At 74.5% G+C, this 19,230-nt stretch carries 19 protein-coding genes; 10 read left to right on the top strand and 9 right to left on the bottom strand.

Features of this window, described 5'->3' with window-relative positions; translation table 11 throughout:
* Positions 1-101 precede the first annotated feature (101 nt).
* The 6 genes from AB5J54_RS27045 to AB5J54_RS27020 form a co-directional block, all read right to left on the bottom strand.
* Entirely contained in the window at positions 102-632 is a 531-nt protein-coding gene (locus AB5J54_RS27045) for a DUF6584 family protein (RefSeq protein WP_369146501.1), read from the bottom strand.
* 95 nt (positions 633-727) lie between these two features.
* On the bottom strand, positions 728-1,963 hold the full coding sequence (locus AB5J54_RS27040; RefSeq protein ID WP_369146500.1) for a styrene monooxygenase/indole monooxygenase family protein: 1,236 nt from the start codon (positions 1,961-1,963) through the stop codon (positions 728-730).
* Between the two features lie 35 nt (positions 1,964-1,998).
* Positions 1,999-2,682: an ATP/GTP-binding protein gene (locus tag AB5J54_RS27035; RefSeq protein WP_369146499.1), complete on the bottom strand. Its 684-nt coding sequence runs from the start codon at positions 2,680-2,682 to the stop codon at positions 1,999-2,001.
* Positions 2,663-3,076: a DUF742 domain-containing protein gene (locus AB5J54_RS27030; RefSeq protein WP_041134250.1), complete on the bottom strand. Its 414-nt coding sequence runs from the start codon at positions 3,074-3,076 to the stop codon at positions 2,663-2,665. Before AB5J54_RS27030 ends, AB5J54_RS27035 begins: the two co-directional genes overlap by 20 nt.
* Before the next feature lie 5 nt (positions 3,077-3,081).
* Complete coding sequence (locus AB5J54_RS27025) at positions 3,082-3,573, bottom strand: roadblock/LC7 domain-containing protein (protein ID WP_369146498.1); 492 nt, start codon at positions 3,571-3,573, stop codon at positions 3,082-3,084.
* Positions 3,570-6,416, bottom strand: coding sequence for a nitrate- and nitrite sensing domain-containing protein (locus tag AB5J54_RS27020; protein ID WP_369146497.1), 2,847 nt, complete (start codon positions 6,414-6,416; stop codon positions 3,570-3,572). The genes AB5J54_RS27025 and AB5J54_RS27020 overlap by 4 nt, the downstream gene beginning before the upstream one ends.
* A gap of 371 nt (positions 6,417-6,787) precedes the next feature.
* On the opposite strand from AB5J54_RS27020, the gene AB5J54_RS27015 reads away from it, so the two are divergent.
* On the top strand, positions 6,788-7,579 hold the full coding sequence (locus AB5J54_RS27015) for a hypothetical protein (protein ID WP_369146496.1): 792 nt from the start codon (positions 6,788-6,790) through the stop codon (positions 7,577-7,579).
* A gap of 25 nt (positions 7,580-7,604) precedes the next feature.
* On the opposite strand, the gene AB5J54_RS27010 is transcribed toward AB5J54_RS27015, so the two are convergent.
* Positions 7,605-8,087 carry a MarR family winged helix-turn-helix transcriptional regulator gene (locus tag AB5J54_RS27010; protein WP_093874101.1) on the bottom strand — a complete coding sequence of 161 codons (483 nt, stop codon included), beginning with the start codon at positions 8,085-8,087 and terminating at the stop codon, positions 7,605-7,607.
* Between the two features lie 236 nt (positions 8,088-8,323).
* Here AB5J54_RS27010 and AB5J54_RS27005 point away from each other — a divergent pair, with 236 nt between their 5' ends.
* Together AB5J54_RS27005 and AB5J54_RS27000 are read left to right on the top strand one after the other, a co-directional pair.
* Positions 8,324-9,163, top strand: coding sequence for a lysozyme (locus AB5J54_RS27005; protein WP_369146495.1), 840 nt, complete (start codon positions 8,324-8,326; stop codon positions 9,161-9,163).
* 275 nt (positions 9,164-9,438) lie between these two features.
* Positions 9,439-10,326: a lytic polysaccharide monooxygenase gene (locus tag AB5J54_RS27000; protein WP_369146494.1), complete on the top strand. Its 888-nt coding sequence runs from the start codon at positions 9,439-9,441 to the stop codon at positions 10,324-10,326.
* 41 nt (positions 10,327-10,367) lie between these two features.
* Here the strand turns inward: AB5J54_RS27000 and AB5J54_RS26995 are convergent, their stop codons facing one another.
* Positions 10,368-10,961, bottom strand: coding sequence for a DUF4240 domain-containing protein (locus AB5J54_RS26995; protein ID WP_369146493.1), 594 nt, complete (start codon positions 10,959-10,961; stop codon positions 10,368-10,370).
* 100 nt (positions 10,962-11,061) lie between these two features.
* The gene (gene lon, locus AB5J54_RS26990; RefSeq protein ID WP_369146492.1) at positions 11,062-13,473 is read right to left on the bottom strand and encodes an endopeptidase La; all 2,412 of its coding nucleotides are present in this window, start codon (positions 13,471-13,473) and stop codon (positions 11,062-11,064) included.
* A 131-nt stretch (positions 13,474-13,604) separates the two neighbouring features.
* Between lon and AB5J54_RS26985 the strand changes: the two genes are divergently transcribed.
* The 7 genes from AB5J54_RS26985 to AB5J54_RS26955 all read left to right on the top strand — a co-directional run bounded on the left by AB5J54_RS26985 (position 13,605) and on the right by AB5J54_RS26955 (position 19,229).
* Positions 13,605-14,252: a GNAT family N-acetyltransferase gene (locus tag AB5J54_RS26985; RefSeq protein ID WP_369146491.1), complete on the top strand. Its 648-nt coding sequence runs from the start codon at positions 13,605-13,607 to the stop codon at positions 14,250-14,252.
* Between the two features lie 101 nt (positions 14,253-14,353).
* Positions 14,354-14,887, top strand: a complete 534-nt coding sequence (locus tag AB5J54_RS26980; RefSeq protein WP_369146490.1) for a hypothetical protein — start codon at positions 14,354-14,356, stop codon at positions 14,885-14,887.
* Between the two features lie 33 nt (positions 14,888-14,920).
* Positions 14,921-15,517, top strand: coding sequence for an RNA polymerase sigma factor (locus AB5J54_RS26975; RefSeq protein ID WP_369146489.1), 597 nt, complete (start codon positions 14,921-14,923; stop codon positions 15,515-15,517).
* Positions 15,514-16,446 carry a zf-HC2 domain-containing protein gene (locus AB5J54_RS26970; protein WP_369146488.1) on the top strand — a complete coding sequence of 311 codons (933 nt, stop codon included), beginning with the start codon at positions 15,514-15,516 and terminating at the stop codon, positions 16,444-16,446. Before AB5J54_RS26975 ends, AB5J54_RS26970 begins: the two co-directional genes overlap by 4 nt.
* Entirely contained in the window at positions 16,443-17,240 is a 798-nt protein-coding gene (locus AB5J54_RS26965; protein ID WP_369146487.1) for an ABC transporter ATP-binding protein, read from the top strand. The genes AB5J54_RS26970 and AB5J54_RS26965 overlap by 4 nt, the downstream gene beginning before the upstream one ends.
* Positions 17,241-17,301: 61 nt before the next feature.
* Positions 17,302-18,624, top strand: a complete 1,323-nt coding sequence (locus tag AB5J54_RS26960) for a hypothetical protein (protein ID WP_369146486.1) — start codon at positions 17,302-17,304, stop codon at positions 18,622-18,624.
* Positions 18,621-19,229, top strand: a complete 609-nt coding sequence (locus AB5J54_RS26955; protein WP_369146485.1) for a hypothetical protein — start codon at positions 18,621-18,623, stop codon at positions 19,227-19,229. The genes AB5J54_RS26960 and AB5J54_RS26955 overlap by 4 nt, the downstream gene beginning before the upstream one ends.
* Position 19,230: the final 1 nt, after the last annotated feature.

Below are 19,230 nucleotides of genomic sequence, written 5' to 3'. Positions count from 1 at the left end.
TGCATCGGCTGGGGCCGCCCCGGCTGGTTCGCCGTGGGCGCCCTGTTCGCCCTGACGGGCCTCCTGACCCCGCTCGCGGTCCGCCGCGCGGAGGAGGGCCGTCAGTCGCTGAAGAGCGAGATGACCCCGAGCACCCAGAGGAACCCGAAGGCGACCAGGCCCACCAGGCAGCCGGCGCCCAGGACGAAGCCGCCGACCGTCCAGCCGTCGTCGGCCGGCACGTGCTCCTCGTCCGCGTCCTCCTCGTAGGAAGCCGGGTCGTCCCAGTCGACCGCCCGCCCGAGCTCCTCGGCGCGGGCGGTGCGCAGCGCGACCAGCTGCTCCTCGGCGAAGGCGGTGGCGGCCAGCGCCTCGGGCCCGCGCCAGGCGAGGGCCTTCATCCGCCGGGCGGGAGACCCGTACCGCTCCTCGAAGGCGGCGGTCTCGTCCGGACGCCGGTCCTCTTCGAGGTACGACCACCGCCCCGCCTCCGCCGCGTCGCCGTACAGCCGGTACACCTCGGCCAGCCGGCGGCGGAGGGTCAGGTCGTACGGGAACGAGGAGACGAGTCCGCGCAGGCGCTGGCGCGCCATCGGCACACGGCCGGCGGCCAGGTCCGCGTCCACGCGGGCGAGGGTGTTCTGCTGGGGCATGCCCCCATGATCGGGCATGCGAACGCGCCACATCGACCGGATTTCGACGGCCGGCCCGCATCACACGGGCGCCGGCCGTCGACCGGAGGCCTCGATCAGCCGCCCGCGACCTCGGCCAGGTACGCGTTCGTCTTCTCCGGGTCGAAGAAGAAGTTCTCGAAGTCGGCCGGGTCGTTGAAGCCGTTCGCGAAGCGGTCGGCGATCGGCTGGAGCTGGCCGGCCGCGCCGAGGAGGTTCAGGATGTGCTCCGGCGGGGGCGCCAGCATCGCGTTCGTCCACTTGGTGACGGGCTCGGCCGTCTGCCAGTAGCGGTCGAAGGCACCCTGCATCCACTCCTCGTCGAAGGGCTTGTCGCCCTGCTCGACGATGGCGGCGAGGTACGCGGCGGCGCACTTGGACGCCGAGTTGGAGCCCTGGCCGGTGATCGGGTCGTTGGCGACGACGACGTCGGCGACGCCGAGGACCAGGCCGCCGCCGGGGAGCCGGCCGATGGGGTTGCGGACGGTCGGCGCGTACCGGCCGGCGAGGGTGCCGCCCGCGTCGGTCAGCTCGACCTTCGTCGCCCGCGCGTACTCCCAGGGCAGGAACTTCTCCATCAGCTCCAGCGTCAGGGCGAGGTGCTCGGAGGGGTCCTTGACGCCCCGGAAGGCGTCGACGGGGCCGCCGGGTATCCCCTCCCAGAAGAGGATGTCGGCGCGGCCGCCGGTGGTGAGGGTCGGCATGACGAAGAGCTCGCCGACACCCGGGACGATGTTGCAGCGCACCGCGTCGAACTCGGGGTGCTCGGGGCGCGGGCCGAGGCCGTGGACGTACGCGACGGCCAGGGCGCGCTGCGGCTCGCTGTACGGCGAACGGGAGGCGTCCCGGCCGAACATGGAGACCAGCTCGCCCTTCCCGGCCGCCACCAGCACCAGGTCGTAGCTGCGGGAGAAGTAGTCCAGGTCGCCGACGGCCGCGCCGTGTATCACCAGCTGGCCGCCGCGCTGGGCGAAGGTGTCCATCCAGCCGGCCATCTTCACGCGCTGGTCCACGGACTGGGCGTACCCGTCGAGCCGGCCGACCCAGTCGATCAGGCGGGCGGAGTCGGGGCCGGCGACGGAGACGCCGAGGCCCTCGATGCGGGGGGCCTGGGACTCCCAGAAGTTGAGCCCGAGGTCCCGCTCGTGCTGCAGGGCGGTGTCGAACATGCACTGGGTGGACATGACCCGGCCGTTGCGGATCTCGTCCGCGGTCCGGTTCGACATGAGGGTGACCTCGTACCCCTGCGACTGGAGGCCGAGGGCGAGCTGCAGGCCGGACTGGCCGGCGCCGACTATGAGTATCTTCCGCATGGGCGGGGCTCCTGCGAGTGTTGCGACGGTGGGAACTATTCCGGGGTGGCTTCGAGCGCGTGCGCGACCATCGCGAGCAGGCTCTCGACGACGCTGTACCGCTTGCGCGCGTCCATGATCACCACGGGTACGTGCGCGGGCACGGTCAGGGCCTCCCTGACGTCGTCCGCCTCGAACAGCTCCGTGCCCTCGAAGTGGTTGACGGCCACGATGTACGGCAGCCCGCAGCTCTCGAAGTAGTCGAGCGCCGGGAAGCAGTCCGTGAGCCGGCGGGTGTCGGCGAGCACGATCGCCCCGATCGCCCCGCGTACCAGGTCGTCCCACATGAACCAGAAGCGCTGCTGTCCCGGCGTACCGAAGACGTACAGCACCAGGTCGTTGTCGAGGGTGATCCGGCCGAAGTCCATCGCCACCGTGGTGGTGAGCTTGTCCGGGGTGGCGGTGAGGTCGTCGGTGTCCTCGCTCGCCCGGGTCATCAGCGCCTCGGTCTGGAGCGGGGTGATCTCCGAGACGGCGCGGACGAAGGTGGTCTTGCCGACGCCGAAGCCGCCCGCGACGACGATCTTCGTCGCGATCGGGGCGCGGGAGTGGTCGAGCTGCCAGTCCTGCGCGCCCTCTTCGGTGTCGAGCACGGGATCCTCGGGGCCCGGCTGGGCGGGGATGCCGGCGACCGCCGGAGTTTCGGAGACGGCGGTGGCGTCAGAGACGACGGAGTCCACTCAGCACCCTTTCGAGGAGCGCGCGGTCGGGCTGGCCGGTGCCGTGACCGGTCCCGTACACACGGATCTTTCCCTGGTCGGCCAGGTCGCTGAGCAGCACCCGGACGACACCCAACGGCATCTTGAGAAGCGCCGAGATCTCCGCGACCGTCCGCATCCGGCGGCAGATCTCGACGATGGCCCGCATCTCCGGCATCAGCCCGCGGGCGGCCGGGCCGCCGTCCGTCAGGACCTTGCGGGCGGCGGGCGCTTCGAGCGCGGCCACGAAGGTCTCGACGAGCAGGATGTGCCCGAAGCGGGTACGGCCGCCGGTCAGCGAGTACGGGCGCACGCGCGCGGGGCGGCGCCCCTCTCCCCGTACCGGCAGCTTGAAGGCGTGATGAGCCGATGACATCGACGTCACTGGGTGCTCTCCATCGATTTGCGCAGCTCACTGCGGACTTCGGGAGTGAGGACGTGACCGGCGCGGCCCACGAAGAGCGCCATGTGGTACGCCACGACGCTCATGTCGCAGTCGGGCGTGGCGTGCACGCCGAGCAGCGAGCCGTCGCTGATCGACATGACGAAGACGCTGCCCTCCTCCATGGCCACCATCGTCTGCTTGACCCCGCCGCCGTCCATCAGCCGGGCGGCGCCGACGGTGAGGCTGCCGATGCCGGAGACGATGGTCGCCAGATCGGCGCTGGAGCCGCGCGGTCCGCCGGGCCGGCGGGCTTCGGCGGCGCCCGTCGCGGCCTGCTGGGTGGCAGGGTCCGACGAGAGCAGCATCAGGCCGTCGGAGGAGACGACGGCCACCGAGCGGACACCCGGGACCTCCTCCACCAGATTCCCCAGCAGCCATTGCAGGTTGCGGGCTTCCGTGCTCAGTCCGAACGTTCCCGTCGCGGTCAACTGCGTGCCTCCTCGACTGTGTCCCCCGTCATCTCCTCTGTACGTGCAGTCCTCGCGGCTTCTATGCGTGCCGTGTCCAGCTCCGCCTCCACGTCCCGGCGCCCGGCCTTGGCGCCCTGGTGGAAGCCGCCGAGCCGGCGGCGCAGGGCCTCCGCGTCCACGCTGCCCTGGCGGGGCGCGGTGGGGCCGCCCGCCTGCTTGACCACCTGGGGGGTGCGCTTGGGCAGGCCCTTGTCGGTGACCCGCTCCCACTGTCCGGAGCGCGGTCCGGGGACTTCGGCGGTGGACGCCTCGGCGTGAGCCGTCTCCTCGCCGTCGGCGGCGCGCTCGTGGGTGTCCGGCTCCGGCGGCGGGTCGGGCAGCCGGACCTGGAGCGTGGTCTCGGAGACGGACGCGTACGGGGCGGCTTCCGGCTCCGGCGCGGGCTCGGGCGCCTCCACCGGCGCGGGCTCGGGCTCGTACGCCTCCACCGGCGCGGGCTCGGGCTCGTACGCCTCCACCGGCGCGGGCTCGGGCTCGGGCTCGTACGCCTCTGCCGCCTCCGGCTCCTGCGCCGGGCTCGTCTCCGCCGCCAGGAACGCGGCCTCCGCCGCCTCCACGAGCGGGTCGCGGTGGCGGGACGGCAGGGTGTTGGAGTTGGCCTCGGCGGCCGAGCCGGGCAGCTGGAGCACGGGCGCGGCGCCCGCGACCCGTACGGGCTCCGACACGGCCGTCGGCGGGGTGGTGGGCAGCAGGGGCAGCGGCAGGACCACGACGGCCGCCGTACCGCCCGGCTTCTGCTCGCGCAGTTCGACGCGCACCCCGTGGCGGGCGGCGAGCAGGGCGACGACCCGCATGCCGAGGCCCTCGCCCTCGAAGGCCTCCGGGTCGGCCTCGGCGAGGCGCGCGTTGAGCTCGGCGGCCCGGGCGGGGGCCATGCCGATGCCCGCGTCCTGCACGGAGAGCATCACCTCGCCGCTCTCCAGGAGCCAGCCGGCGAGCTGGACCTCGGCGTCGGGCGGCGAGAAGGAGGTGGCGTTCTCCAGGAGTTCCGCGACCAGGTGGCTCAGGTCGTCCGCGGCGAAGCCGGCGACCTGGGCGTGCGGCGGCAGGGACTGGATGGTGACCCGCTCGTACCGCTCGATCTCGCTGACGGCGGCGCGCAGCACGTCGACGAGCGGGACGGGCCCGGCGTGGCCGTGGACGTGCTCGTGACCGGCGAGGACGAGGAGGTTCTCGCTGTGGCGGCGCATCACGGTCGCCATGTGGTCGAGCTTGAAGAGGGTCGCGAGGCGGTCCGGGTCCTGCTCGCGCTCCTCCAGCTTCTCGATGACGCCGAGCTGTCGCTCGACGAGCCCGAGGCTGCGCAGCGAGAGGTTCACGAAGGTGTGGTGGACGGAGTTCCTGAGCCGTTCGAGGTCGGCGGTCAGGAGGGCGACCCGGCCCTGGAGCTCGGCGCGCTGGGCGGCGAGTTCGGCGCCGACGGCCTCCTTGGCGGCGGCCAGGTCGGCGCGCTCGTCGGTGAGCCGCTCGGTCTGCGCGGCGAGGCCGGCGAGCTTGCCCTGGAGGGCGTTGAGCGAGCGGACGACCTGCGCGAACTCGTCGTTGCGGCCGGTGAAGCGGATCGCTTCCTCGGCGTGCGGCTCGGGCGCGGCGGCGAGCCGGGCGGCGCCGAGGCGGAGCACGGCGAGCGGCCGGGTGAGGGTGCGGGCGACGTAGGTGGAGATGCCGATCGCGACGAGGAGGCAGCCGCCGAGGAAGGCGATGCGCAGTTCGAGGGCTTCGACGTCGTCGTCGCGGAGGGCGGCGAGGCGTTCGACGCGCTCGGTGGCGAGGGCGGACTCGACGCCGCGCATCTGCTCGATGCGGGCGGAGAGGGCGGCCTCAAGGGCGGTCGGGTCGGTGCGGCGCTCGGCCTCGGTCAGCTTGGGCTGGTCGGTGAGGGTGCCGAGGGCGAGCTCGGCCGTCTTGACGTCGGGGCCGGTGACGGTGGCCGCGAGGGAGTCGCGGGCGGTGGCACCGGCGGCCTGGTCGAAGTCGCCGAGGGCGGCGAGCTCGCGGACGCGGGCCTGTTGGGCGGCGGCGCTCAGGCCGTCGCGGGCGCGCTCCGCCTCGGCGGCGCCCGCGGGTTCGTCGGCGACGTAGGTGCCGGTCCGCTCGTCGTAGTGGACGTCCCCGGTGGGCTCGGGCTGCGGCACGGAGAGCGCGGCGAGGAGCAGGCTGCGGGTGGCGGAGGCCTGTTCGACGGCACGGCCGAGGGCGGCGGGGGCGCGGGTGGCCTCGGTCAGCGCGGCGTCGGAGGCGCGGGCCGGGGTCTTGTCGGCGAGTTCGTCGGCGAGGGCCTGGAGCTTGCCGATGATGTCCGAGTACGCCTTGTGGGCCTCCAGGGCCGTGCCCTTGCCGGTCAGGGCGGCGCGGCGGACGGAGGGGACGGTGGCGAGGTCGCGGCGGAGTTCGGTGGGGGCGGCGGGCCGGATCTCGTCGATCTGGCGGTCGACCCGGGTGGACCGCGCGTCGGTGATCTGCCGCTTGTGCTTGGCGTCGCCGGTCTGGGCGTCGCGGCCCGCGGCGATGTACGCGACGACCTCGTCGCGCTCGTCGGCGAGGGAGTGCGCGAGGGTGACGGCCTGCCGGTCGAGTTCGGCGAGGGTGACGAGGCGCTGGGACTCGGTGAGCTCGGTCGAGGCGGCGAGGATCGCGGGGGCTCCGGCGGCGAGGACGGTGACGCCGACGAGGGCGACGCCGGCGACCAGCCGGTTGCGGACGCGCTTGGGCCGGCCGGCCGGGGCCTGCGGCTCACCGGGGGTCTGGCTCTGCGTGCCGTTCTTGCTCCGAGGCCGCTTCTTCTGCACCGGTGCTCGCATTCTTGATTCGTCCGCCGATGAAGCAGAGGTGACGGCCGGTCACATGGAGCGCCCCCACCCCTGGTACGGCTTCCGACCATTCCAGCGCTTCCGGCAAGGGGACGGGCATCGGCCGCTCCGCCACCCGAACGAGTGAACAACACTCGGTAGTTGGCGAACAACTTCCGGCGGCGCGCGTCGGGGGCCTTTGCGGGGCGCCGGTTGGATCTTCCGGGCGGGCTTTGGCAGGATGCCCGCCCGCAGCTCGCCGGAGGTGGCCGTTCCGCCTCTCGCGCCGCTTCTGCCGGGTTGGTACAGGCCATTTCCGGTCATTTGCAGGTCCCGTGAAGGAGTTCCCCGGGAATTGCGCGGGCGCGGGCACACTGGAGGGCATGCGCAGCGAAGTCGCCTCCCTCCCCGGCAGCCCCGAACGCCCCAACGAGGACTGGGTGGCCGCCGCTCTGCCCGCGTCGGGGAGCGGGGGGACGGTCGTGCTGCTCGACGGCGTCACGCCTCCCCCCGGTGATGACGGTTGTGTGCACACGGTCCCGTGGTTCACCGCGCGACTGGGCGGGGCTTTGACCGAACTGTCCGGTTCCCGCCGGGACATGCCCCTGTCCGAGATCCTTTCGCTGGCAATCCGGCGCACCGCGGACGCCCACCGCGACACCTGTGACCTTTCTCACGTGCGAACGCCGCAGGCGACCGTGGTGCTCGCCCGCTGGGACGAGGAGTCGGTCGAGCACCTCGTCCTCTCCGACTCCGTCCTCCTCCTGGAGGCGCCGGACGGGGCGGTGCGGGCCGTGCTCGACGACCGGCTCGACCGGGTGCCGGACGAGGTGCGGCGGTCCCTGGCCGCCACGGACCGGCTGCGGAACCGGGAGGGCGGCTTCTTCACCGCCGCGGCGGACCCGGCGGTCGCGGAGCGGGCGGTGGCCGGGACGACCCCGCGGGCGGAGGTGCGGGCCCTGGGGGCGCTCACGGACGGGGCGAGCCGCTGGGTGGAGCTGTTCGGCGAGGGCGACTGGGCGGACTGCTTCGGTGTCCTGCGCAAGGAGGGCCCGGCGGGGCTGCTGCGCCGGGTGCGGGCCCTGGAGGCGGCCGACGCGCGGGCCGGCGGGGTGCGCCGCTGGAAGCTCCACGACGACGCGACGGCGGTGTACGCGGAGCTTTCGGACCACTGATCCCGCTGGATCCCCGGCCCGGCGGTCAGCCCTCCGAGCGGACGTTGAAGTGGTTCAGGAGCCGGGCGAGTTCGGCGACCTCGGCGCGGTCCCAGTCGGCGAGTTTGCGGACGTAGCGTTCGCGCCGGGCGTCGCGGACGCTGCGGAAGCGGCTGCGGCCCTCCTCGGTGAGGCGGACGAGCGAGGCGCGGCCGTCGGCCGGGTCGGGGTCGCGGGCCACGAGCCCGAGGTCCTCCAGGGCGCGGAGCTGGCGGCTCATGGTGGCCTTGCCGACGCCGAAGTACCCGGCGAGTTCGGTGGCCCGCTGGGGTCCGGCGTCGTCGAGGCGTACGAAGAGCCCGTAGGCGGCGGGCTCCAGTTCGGGGTGGACCTCGCGGGCCATCTCGCCGGACTGGGCGCGGGCGCGGCGGAGGAAGACCGCCAGTTCCCGTTCGAGTGCGAGGAATTCCTGGTCCACACCACCTCCGGCGGTGGCCCGGCCTTCATTTCCCGTACCGCTTCCGTGCACGTCAGCACCTCCCGCGCGCTTTCCGGTCGCTGAAAGTTTCTTGCCGGGGCGTCCATCGCCGCAGCTCCTTCAGTATTTCGCAGGCGTAGACCAACGGCGGCAACCAGGCCCCCTTCCGCCGGGCGGGTCTACGTGCGTAGCGTCTTCTCCGGCAGCCCTGAATGACATGTCCATTCCAGGACTCGTCGCCATGCCTGCCGCCACCGCTCCCCCACCGAGCCTTTCGGAGGCACGCAATGCGTGTGCACAGATCCGGAACGACCCTCGCCGGCGCCGCCCTCGCGGCCCTGGCCCTCCTCCTCCCCCTCGGCCTCTCCGGCACCGCCACCGCGGCCCAGGACCCCGGCGCCCGGCAGGCGGTCCCCGCGCGCGGCTCCGCCTACATGGGCATGGGCGTGATCGCGCACGACGGCCAGGGCGCCAAGCCCGGCGGCGTCTCGGTCCTGGCCGCGCAGACGGAAGGCGTGGACGTCTCCAGCCACAACGGCAACGTGGCCTGGTCCACGCTGTGGAACAGCGGGGTCAAGTGGGCCTACGTCAAGGCGACGGAAGGCACGTACTACAAGAACACGTACTTCACCCAGCAGTACAACGGCTCCTACAACGTCGGCATGATCCGCGGCACCTACCACTTCGCCACCCCGGACACGACGAGCGGAGCGGCCCAGGCCGACTACTTCGTCAACAACGGCGGCGGCTGGTCGGGGGACGGCAGGACCCTGCCGGGCGTGCTGGACATCGAGTGGAACCCGTACGGCGCGACCTGCTACGGCAAGACGGCGTCCGGCATGGTCGCCTGGATCCAGGACTTCGTGAACCGGTACAAGTACCGGACGGGCCGCGACCCGGTGATCTACACGGCCACGAGCTGGTGGAAGCAGTGCACCGGCAACTCCGCGGCCTTCTCCTCCACCAACCCGCTGTGGATCGCGCGGTACGCCTCCGAGGTCGGCGAACTCCCCGCCGGTTGGCCGTACTACACGATCTGGCAGTACACCTCCTCCGGCCCGACGGTCGGCGACCACAACCACTTCAACGGGGACTACTCGCGCGTGCAGGCGCTCGCGAACGGCTGACCCCGCGCCCTCTCCGCGGGCGCCGGCGAACGGCCGGCCCCGCTCCCTCTCCGCGCGGGCGCCGGCGACGGCCGGTCCCGCTCCCTCTCCGCTCCACGGCGGCCTCCCGGGTGCGCGGCACCCCCGGGGGGCCGCTTCGGCTTTTTCCACCCGCCCCCTTGCCCATTGGTATGGACCAATGCGAGGCTCTACGGCGGTCGCCGGGTTCCAACTCCCGTGCGTCCCGCGCGCGTTGCTCGTTCCGTACTCCCCCACGCACGAGAGAGAGCCCCCGCATGCCCTCCTACCGCCGCACCACCGCCGTCGCCGCCTCCGCCCTGTCGGCCGCCGCCCTCGTCGGTCTCACCCCCGCCGCGGCCGGTGCCCACGGGGCCGTCTTCAACCCCGTGAGCCGGGTGGCGGCCTGTTACGCCGAGGGCCCCGAGACGCCCAAGTCGCAGGTGTGCAAGGACCTCGTCGCCGACTCCGGCACCCAGCCGCTCTACGACTGGAACGAGGTCAACATCGCCAACGCCGCGGGGCAGCACCAGGCCCTCATCCCGGACGGCAAGCTCTGCTCGGCCAACCGCGAGAAGTACCGGGCCCTGGACTGGGCGCGCACCGACTGGCCCTCGACCGCCGTCGCCGCCGGCTCCTTCGACTTCAAGGTCCGGGTGACGGCCCCGCACTCGGGCACGATGACGGTCTACCTCACCAAGGCGGGCTTCGACCCGACCCGGCCCCTGAAGTGGTCGGACCTGGACCCGACCCCGGTCGCCGTCTACAACACGACCCGCACGGCGACGGACGGCTTCTACACCTTCACGGGCAACCTGCCGGCCCGCACCGGCCGCCACATCGTCTACAAGATCTGGCAGCGCAACGACAGCCCCGAGGCCTTCTACAGCTGCTCGGACGTCACCTTCGGCGGCACGGCCACGACGGCGACGGCCCAGACGCAGCCGCAGGCCCCGACGGAGGCGAAGATCGCGGCGGGCGCCTCGCTCTCCACCGTGAGCCACGCGGGCCACGGCGGCGACGAGCAGCCTCCGGCCCTCTCCGCCGAGGCGGCCGAGGCCCCCTCCTCTCCGCTCCCGATGGCCCTCACGGGCGCGGGCGCCCTCGCCGCCTTCGCCGCGGGCAGTCTGTTGCTCGGCCGCCGCCGCAACTCCTCCGCGTCCTAGGCCGAACCGCCCAGTCGCCGGAGGCAGCTGGGCGGCAGCACCTAGACGCCGGAGGCAGCGGGCGGGAAGAGGGCGGTGAGCCGGGGTATCGCCAACCCCTCCGGCCGAGACTCCCGGGGCTCCTCGTCCTCTTCCCACTCCCCCGCCGCCTCCGCGGCGTCCTCCGCCTCCTCGACGGCGTCGAGGAACTCCTCGCCGTCGTCGCCCTCCTGGCCCGTCAGCTCGTCCCAGGCGTCCTGGGCGACGTAGTCGAGCTCCTCCCACTCGGGCCACTCGTCGTCGTCCCACTGATCGTGGTGCCGGCCCACCAGGGCCCGTACCCCGGGCACGTCGGCCAGCGCGTCCGGGTCGGCGAGGACCGACTCGTACACCTTGCGTCCCTGGCCCACCAGCCAGAGCGTGAAGTAGTGGAAGCCGTCGTCCGTGCAGTCGCCGCCCTCGATCCGGTCGGCCGCCGTCCACACCGCGCGCGTGTCGGCGCGCTCGGTCGCCCTCTCCAGGTGCACCTGGAACTCCACGCTCTCGGCCGCCGGACGCCGTATCAGCTCCGTCCGGAGCCATTCGAGGCGCTCGTCCCGGTCACCGGGGCGGCGGCCCAACTCGTCGATGAGAGCCCAGAAGGCGTCGTCGTTCATGCGTACGAGCATGCCAGCCCGGACCGACATCCGGGTAACGAGATCCGGGTATGCCGGAGCGGGGTGCCGGGATCGGCACCCCGCTCCGGCGGAAGGGGAGTTACGCGGCCACGTCCACCGGCACCACCGCCGGCGCCAGGGCGATCTCCAGGACCTGGCGGACGTCCGTCACCGGGTGGACCTCCAGCTTCTCCAGGATCTCGGCCGGGACGTCGTCCAGGTCGGCCTCGTTCCGCTTGGGGATCACGACGGTCGTGATGCCCGCCCGGTGCGCGGCGAGGAGCTTCTGCTTCACGCCGCCGATCGGCAGCACCCGGCCGGTGAGGGAGACCTCGCCGGTCATGGCCACGTCCGTACGGACGAGCCGGCCGCTCAGCAGGGAGGCGAGGGCGGTCGTCATGGTGACGCCCGCGCTCGGCCCGTCCTTGGGCACCGCGCCCGCCGGGAAGTGGATGTGCACGCCACGGTCCTTGAGGCCGGTGACGGGCAGTTCCAGCTCCGCGCCGTGCGAGCGGAGGAAGGAGAGCGCGATCTGCGCCGACTCCTTCATCACGTCGCCCAGCTGACCGGTGAGGGTCAGACCGGCGGCGCCCGTCTCCGGGTCGGCGAGGGAGGCCTCCACGAAGAGGACGTCACCGCCCGCGCCGGTCACGGCGAGTCCGGTGGCGACACCGGGCACGGCCGTCCGCCGCTCCGCCGGGTCCTGGGCCGACTCCGGCACGTGGTGCGGACGCCCGATCAGCTCCCGCAGGTCCTCCGGGCCGATGGCGAACGGCAGCTCGCGGTCGCCCAGTTCGTGCTGGGCCGCGACCTTGCGGAGCAGCCGGGCGATCGACCGCTCCAGGGTGCGGACGCCGGCCTCGCGGGTGTACTCGCCGGCCAGCTTGCGCAGCGCCGGCTCCTCCAGGACGACCTCGCCCGGCTCCAGACCGGCCCGCTCCAGCTGGCGCGGGAGCAGGTGGTCACGGGCGATGACGACCTTCTCGTCCTCCGTGTAGCCGTCGAGGCGCACCAGCTCCATGCGGTCGAGGAGCGCCTCCGGGATGGCTTCGAGGACGTTGGCCGTGGCCAGGAAGACGACGTCGGAGAGGTCGAGTTCGACCTCCAGGTAGTGGTCGCGGAAGGTGTGGTTCTGCGCGGGGTCGAGGACTTCGAGGAGCGCCGCCGCGGGGTCGCCGCGGAAGTCGGAGCCGACCTTGTCGATCTCGTCGAGCAGGACCACCGGGTTCATGGACCCGGCCTCCTTGATGGCGCGGACGATCCGGCCGGGCAGGGCGCCGACGTACGTCCTGCGGTGGCCGCGGATCTCCGCCTCGTCCCGTACGCCGCCGAGGGCGACCCGGACGAACTGGCGGCCCATGGCGTGGGCGACGGACTCGCCGAGGGAGGTCTTGCCGACGCCGGGCGGGCCGACGAGGGCGAGGACGGCGCCGCCGCGGCGGCCGCCGACGACGCCGAGGCCGCGGTCGGAGCGCCGCTTGCGGACCGCGAGGTACTCGGTGATCCGTTCCTTCACGTCGTCGAGGCCGGCGTGCTCGGCGTCCAGGACGGCGCGGGCGCCGCGGATGTCGTACTCGTCCTCGGTCCGCTCGTTCCAGGGCAGTTCGAGGATGGTGTCGAGCCAGGTGCGGATCCAGGAGCCCTCGGGGGACTGGTCGCTGGACCGCTCCAGCTTCTCGACCTCCTTGAGGGCGGCCTCCCGCACCTTCTCGGGCAGGTCGGCGGCCTCCACGCGGGCGCGGTAGTCGTCGGACTCGTCGCCCTCGGCCTCGCCGTTGAGGTCGCGGAGCTCCTTGCGGACGGCTTCGAGCTGGCGGCGGAGCAGGAACTCGCGCTGCTGCTTGTCGACGCCCTCCTGGACGTCCTTGGCGATGGTCTCGGCGACGTCCTGCTCGGCGAGGTGCTCGCGGAGCTGGGCGGTGGCGAGCTTGAGGCGGGCGACCGGGTCGGCGGTCTCCAGGAGTTCGACCTTCTGCTCGACGCTGAGGAAGGGCGAGTAGCCGGAGTTGTCGGCGAGGGCGCCGACGCCGTCGATCTGCTGGACGCGGTCGACGACCTGCCAGGCGCCGCGCTTCTTGAGCCAGCTGGTGGCCAGCGCCTTGTATTCCTTGACCAGTTCGGTCACGGAGCCGGGCAGCGGGTCGGGCAGGGTCTCCTCGACGGTGCTGCCCTCGACCCAGAGGGCGGCGCCGGGGCCGGTGGTGCCGGCGCCGATGCGGACGCGGCCGAGGCCGCGGATGAGGGCGCCGGGATCGCCGTCGGACAGGCGCCCGACCTGCTCGACGATGCCCAGGACGCCGGTGCCGGCGTAGGTTCCGTCGACCCGCGGCACGAGCAGGACGCGGGGCTTGCCCGCTCCGGTGCGCGCGGCGGCCTGGGCGGCCTCGACGGCGGCCCGTACGTCGGTGTCGGACAGGTCCAGCGGCACCACCATTCCGGGCAGCACGACCTCGTCGTCGAGCGGCAGCACAGGCAGAGTGAGCGGCACGGACGCCATGGACTCAGAAGCCATGATCTCCCCTTCGGCAGTCAAGTTGAGCTATACGCACTCAATGCTGGTGAGCCCGGGGATGTTCCCGGACGTTCGTTCGCTCTGAGCGATCACCCTCGCACGCATCCGCGTGGAGCCGATGTAATGCCTGCATGGATATATCAGCCATTACCGATGCCTGGGTGGCGGGCTGGACCGTCTCCCGGGGCACGCCGTCCGCCGTCCCCGAGCCCTGGGGCTACCGGATCGACGTCGGCCTGCCCCGGCACGTCGTACGGCACGTGCTGCCGGCCCCCGACGCGGCCTCCGTCGGTGCGCTCTGCGCCCGGCTGACCGCGCCGTACAGCTGGCTCAAGGTGATGGCGGGCCCCGAGGAGGTGGCGCCGTGGATCACCGAAGGGTGGACGGTCCCCGACGACCCGGGCTTCATGATGGTCAAGCCGCTGGACCCCGGCGCCCGCCCCGCGCCGCCCGAGGGGTACGCCAGGACGACCGAGGTCGAGGACGGGGTCATCCGGGTCCGGATCCTCGCCCCCGACGGCACCCTCGCCGCCCGTGGCCAGATCGCCCCGACCGGCTCCACCGCCGTCGCCGACCAGATCGAGACCGACCCCGCGCACCGGCGCCGGGGCCTCGGCGCGAACGTCATGCGCACCCTGGAGGCAGCCGCCGCGCAGGCGGGCGCCGCGACCGGGGTGCTCGCCGCGACCACGGACGGCCTCGCCCTGTACGACTCGCTGGACTGGCGCTACCGGGGGCCGCTCACCGGAATCGTCCGGACGGGCCCCGAGGACGCCTGAGGCGACGCGACGGACGGGGTGGGGTCGCGCGTGGGCGACCGACGGGAGGAATCCGGCCCGTCCGGCTGCGCGCGGGGCCCCGGACGGGGCATGCTCGATCCATGGTGCGAGGCGTACGCGGAAGGTGGACGTGGTGCGGGGCCCTGCTGCTCGCGGGGGTCCTGGCCGGCGGCGTGAGCGGCTGCGGCCCCGAGGTGCCGCCCGCCCCGGGCGGATCGCCGTCGAGCGTGAGCGCGCCCGCCTCGCCGAGCCCCACGACGGAGCCCGGCACACCGGCGGCGGAGCCGCAGCCGAGCGAGGTCCTCGTCGAGGTCGTCGTCAACGGCGGCCTCGCCGGCGTCCGCAACCAGCTCGTCGTCCACTACGACGGCAGCTGGACCAGCCGCTCCGGCACGAAGCCGCCCCGGACCGGCAAGCAGACCCCCGCCGAGGCGGCCGAACTGCGGGCGGCCCTGGAGGACCCGGCGTTCGCCCTGGTACCGGAGCGCCCGACGGGCAGCCCGATCCCGGACGGCTTCCAGTACTACGTGACGTACCGCCACCGCCTGGTCGTCGCGGACGACCACGAGCACCCGGCCGCCCTCCAGCGCGTCTTCGCCGCCCTCCCGGAGGGCGGGCCGCCGACCAACCCGTGAACCGGGTGAGGGCCTCCGGGCGATAGAGAGGGCGTGAGACTGTTGCGCCCCGCAGGGGGAGGCCCCTCCGGGGGCGACGAGGACGACGACGCGGCGCTGCTGCGCGCGGTCGCCCGGGGGGACGCCGAGGCGCTGGCCGTGCTCTACGACCGGCACGCCGGCTGGCTGTACGCCCGGCTGGCCCGGCGCTGCCCGGACGAGGAGACCGTGCGGGAGGTCCTCCAGGACACCTTCGTCACGGTCTGGCGCTCGGCCGGCGGCCACCGGGGCCGGGGCGAGGCGGGCGGCTGGCTCTGGGTGATCGCCGCCCGGCGCCTGGTGGACGCGCGCCGGGCCGGCGCCCGGGCCGAACGCGCCGCCGCCCGGCCCACCGAACCGCCCGCCCCGGCTCCCTCCGCCGAGGACCGGGTGCTCGCGGGCCTGGAGTACGGGGAGGTCGGCGCCGCCCTCGACCGGATCTCGCCCGAGCTCGCCGAGGTCCTGCGGGCCACCGTCGTCGACGGCCTGACCACCCGCGAGACGGCCCGGCTGCTCGGCATACCCGAGGGCACCGTCAAGACCCGCGCCCTGCGCGCCCGCCGCGAACTCCGCGCCGCGCTCGGCCCGCACCCTCTGGGAGGCACCGCATGACGGCCCCCTGGCACGTCTCCGACGCCCTGGCCCACCGGTACGCGTCGGGCGCGGCCCCCGAGACGGACGCCTGGTCCCTGGAGAAGCACGTCGAGTCCTGCGGCCCGTGCGCGTCACGCGTCTCGGCGGCGGTCCGCGCGGGAAGGGCGGGCCCGGCCCTGGCGTCCGTCCGCGCGGAACTCCTGGGGTCCCTGGGCCACGCACCGGAAACGACCACCACGCGCGGGCATGCGGCCCCGGCCCGCCCCGGCGGCACGGCCACCACGCGCGGGCGTGCGGGCCCGGCCCGCCCCAGCGGGCCCTCCGTCGCGCACCCCGTCGGCCGGGGGGCGCGGATCTGGTGGGCCGCCGGACCCGCCTTGCGGGGGTCCTGGGTGGTGGCCGTGGTGCTCGTGCTCGGCGGGGCGTTCGCGCTCGCCCACGGGGCCGGGTTCCGGGGGGCCCGGAGCTGGCTGCTCGCGGTCTCCCCGCTGCTGCCGCTCGCCGGGGTGGCCGTCTCGTACGGACGGCACGCCGACCCGCTGTACGAGATCACCGCCTCCACCCCGTCGGGCGGTCTGCGGCTGCTGCTGACCCGTACCGCCGCCGTCCTCGCCGTCTGCGTGCCCCTGCTGACCGCCGGCGGCGCGCTGCTGCCCCCGGTGGCCGGGTTCCCCGGGGCGGCGGCCTGGCTCCTCCCCGGCCTGGCGCTGACCCTGGCCGCGCTCGCGCTCGGCTCGTTCGTCGGCTGCCGGGCGGCGGCCGCGACGCTCGGCGGCGGGTGGCTGCTCGCCGTGGCCGGCCCCCTCCTCGGGCCCGCGGGGGCGGCCGGCGTCGCCCGCTACTTCGCCGGTTCCGCCGTGCAGGGGGCCTGGGCCGCCGCCGCCCTCGTCTGCGCCGCCCTCCTCGCGCTGCGGCGCCGTTCCTTCGACCACCTGGAGACCCGGTGAACCCCTCGGCCACCGTCGCGGTGACCGGACTGACCGTCCGGCACCGCCGTACCGTCGCGCTCGACGCGCTCGACCTCTCCCTCGGGCCGGGCGTGCACGGCCTGCTCGGCCCGAACGGCGCCGGGAAGACCTCCCTCATCCGGGTCCTCGCGACCGTCTCCGCGCCCTCCGCCGGCCGGGTGGAGCTGCTCGGCGCCGACTCCGCCGGCCATGGCGAGCGCACGGCGATCCGGCGCCGGCTCGGCTATCTGCCGCAGGAGTTCGGCTACTACCCGGCCTTCACGGTGCGGGAGTTCGTCGCGTACGTGGCCTGGCTCAAGGAGCTGCCGGCCGACCGCGTCCCGGCGGCCGTGGAGCGTGCGGTCCGCCGGGTCGGGCTCGGGGACAGGATCGACGCGCGCATGAAGACGCTGTCGGGCGGGATGGTGCGGCGCGCGGGGATCGCGCAGGCGATCGTCAACGAGCCGGAGCTGCTGCTGCTCGACGAGCCGACCGCCGGACTCGACCCGGAGCAGCGCGTCGACTTCCGGGAGCTGCTGCGGGAGCTCGGTACGCGCGCGACGGTGGTGGTCTCGACCCACCTGGTCGAGGACGTGGCGGCGGCCTGTACCGACGTCGCCCTCATCGAGGCGGGACGGCTCGCCTTCCAGGGCACGACGGCGGAACTCGCCGCGCTAGGCGGCGAGTCGGCCGGACCGGACGACACCACGACGAGCGCGGTGGAACGCGGCTACACCGCCGCACTGCGCGCCCACCGGAGCCCCGAGGGCCGGGAGAGGGAGCCGCTGCGATGACCACGACGCCGTCTGGGCAGACAACGCCGTCCGCCCCCGCCCGCGGAGAGGAGCCCCGCCCGTGACCGGTACCCTCACCCCGCCCCGTACGGACGCACCCGCGCGCGTACGGACCGTTTCCCCGCTCCGGACCGAGCTGCGACGCGGGCTCGGGCCCTGGGCCGGTGCCGCCGTGGCGCTCACCGTGCTGGTGGCGATGTACGGCAAGGCCCCCGAGTGGCAGACCCGTTGGACCGACGTGACGGGACTGCTGCACGTGGCCGTCGGGCTGCTCGGCGGGCCCCTCGCGCTCGCGGCGGGCGGCTGGCAGGGCGGCCGGGACCGGCGGCGCGGCACGACGGAGCTGTGGGAGTCCGTCCCCCGCTCCCCGCTGCGCCGGCTCCTGGTGGCCGTCGCCCCGTCCGCGCTGTGGCCCGTCGCCGGGGTGCTGGTCGCCGACGCCGTGTGTCTCCTGGCGACCTGGCCGTACGTCTCCGCCGGCCGCCCCTTCCTCGAACTGCTCGCCGCCGACGCGGTCGCCGTCGCCTGCCTCGGCGTGCTCGGCCATCTCGCCGGGCGGCTCGTCCCCTGGCGGCTGACGGCCCCGCTCCTGGGGGTCGTCGGGTACGTGGGCCTCGCCATCGGTACGTACACGCAGGCGGCGGCCCGCTGGCTGGGCCCGGCCGTCGAGTACAGGTACGCCTGGGACCGGACGGTGTGGTGGTTCGGGCCGGTGTCGGTGGCGTGGACGGCGGGGCTCGCCCTGGCCGCGCTCCTCGCGTACGGGGCGCGCACGGCCCGCCTGCGGGCGCTGGCGCTGGTCCCGCTGGCCGTCGCGGTCGCCGCCGCGGGGCTGATCCTGCGGCTGCCGTCGGACCGGGGCCCGTGGCGCCCCGATCCGGCCCTGACCCGCGCGGTCTGCGACAGCGGCACTCCCCGCGTGTGCGTGACGGCTCTCGACGGGAAGCTGCTTCCGGCCGTGTCGGAGGCCCTCGCCCCGCTGAACGCGCGCCTCAGGGGCCTGCCGGGCGCGCCGGCCCGCTGGGCGGCCGGCCCCCTCGACCCGCGCCCCGGCGACGTGGAACTGCTGGATCCCACGGCGGACGCCGTGCGGGGGCGGATCGAACGCGCGGATCTGTACCGGAACTTCGCCGTGATGCAGCTGTTCTCGGACACGTGCCGGCCGGGCGACCTCACCGGCCCGGACGCCGAGCGGGCGATGACCGTCAACGCCGCGGTCATCGAGTGGCTGGCCCCCACTCCGGACGGCTTCGGACCCGACGTCGCCGGAACGCAGCCGTACATCGACCGGCTGAACGCCAAGTCCCCCGCCGCCCAGCGCGACTACCTGGCCCGCTACCTGGCGGCGAACCCCTGCCACCCGGACGAGGTGCCGATCCCGTGAGCGGCCTGAGGCTGTACGCCCGCTCGCGCGCCCTGCCCGGCGCCCTCGCCGTCCTCGTCGGCACGGCGGTGGCCGCCGGATGGGCGGCCCGGTGGCTGGTGTCGTTGCCGGGGGCCGATCCCTCGGTGCGGCTGCCGGTCGTGGCCCTCGGCCCGCTGCTCGCCGCGGCGGTGATCGGCACCGGTCTGTACGCGCCGAGCGACGAGCTGGACCGTACGGCGGTACGCGCGTGGTGGCCCCGCCGGCTGACCCATCTCCTGGCCGCGACCGCGCTCGCCGGCGTCCTGCTCGCCCTCGCGGTGCCGGGGCACCAGGAGGAGTTCGGCGCGCCCGCCGCCGTACGCAACACGCTGGGTCTGGTGGGTGTGGCGGCGGGCGCCGCCGCGCTGGTCGGGGCCCGTCTGAGCTGGCTCCCGCCCGCGCTGTATCTGTGCGCGGTGGCTCTGGCGGCCCCTGCCGAGCCGGGCGGTACGGCCGCCTGGTGGGCGTGGGCGATGCAGCCGGGCCCGGAGCGCGGGGCGTGGACGGTCGCGGTGGCCGCGTTCACGGCCGGTGCCGCGCTGTACGCGTGGCGCGGCGCGCGGCCCGCCACGGCCGGGTCCTGAG

The organism is Streptomyces sp. R44 (assembly GCF_041053105.1).
GTDB lineage: Bacteria > Actinomycetota > Actinomycetes > Streptomycetales > Streptomycetaceae > Streptomyces.
Note: the sequence above shows the minus strand (reverse complement) of the source record. Positions and strands in the feature narration are given on the sequence as shown.

Excerpts from the sequence above, each read along its gene's own strand:
- AB5J54_RS27045 (WP_369146501.1), bottom strand. The coding sequence starts at position 632 with ATGCCCCAGCAGAACACCCTCGCCCGCGTGGACGCGGACCTGGCCGCC.
- AB5J54_RS27040 (WP_369146500.1), bottom strand. The coding sequence starts at position 1,963 with ATGCGGAAGATACTCATAGTCGGCGCCGGCCAGTCCGGCCTGCAGCTC.
- AB5J54_RS27030 (WP_041134250.1), bottom strand. The coding sequence starts at position 3,076 with ATGTCATCGGCTCATCACGCCTTCAAGCTGCCGGTACGGGGAGAGGGG.
- AB5J54_RS27020 (WP_369146497.1), bottom strand. The coding sequence starts at position 6,416 with ATGCGAGCACCGGTGCAGAAGAAGCGGCCTCGGAGCAAGAACGGCACG.
- AB5J54_RS27015 (WP_369146496.1), top strand. The coding sequence starts at position 6,788 with ATGCGCAGCGAAGTCGCCTCCCTCCCCGGCAGCCCCGAACGCCCCAAC.
- AB5J54_RS27005 (WP_369146495.1), top strand. The coding sequence starts at position 8,324 with ATGCGTGTGCACAGATCCGGAACGACCCTCGCCGGCGCCGCCCTCGCG.
- AB5J54_RS27000 (WP_369146494.1), top strand. The coding sequence starts at position 9,439 with ATGCCCTCCTACCGCCGCACCACCGCCGTCGCCGCCTCCGCCCTGTCG.
- AB5J54_RS26995 (WP_369146493.1), bottom strand. The coding sequence starts at position 10,961 with ATGAACGACGACGCCTTCTGGGCTCTCATCGACGAGTTGGGCCGCCGC.
- lon (WP_369146492.1), bottom strand. The coding sequence starts at position 13,473 with ATGGCTTCTGAGTCCATGGCGTCCGTGCCGCTCACTCTGCCTGTGCTG.
- AB5J54_RS26985 (WP_369146491.1), top strand. The coding sequence starts at position 13,605 with ATGGATATATCAGCCATTACCGATGCCTGGGTGGCGGGCTGGACCGTC.
- AB5J54_RS26980 (WP_369146490.1), top strand. The coding sequence starts at position 14,354 with ATGGTGCGAGGCGTACGCGGAAGGTGGACGTGGTGCGGGGCCCTGCTG.
- AB5J54_RS26970 (WP_369146488.1), top strand. The coding sequence starts at position 15,514 with ATGACGGCCCCCTGGCACGTCTCCGACGCCCTGGCCCACCGGTACGCG.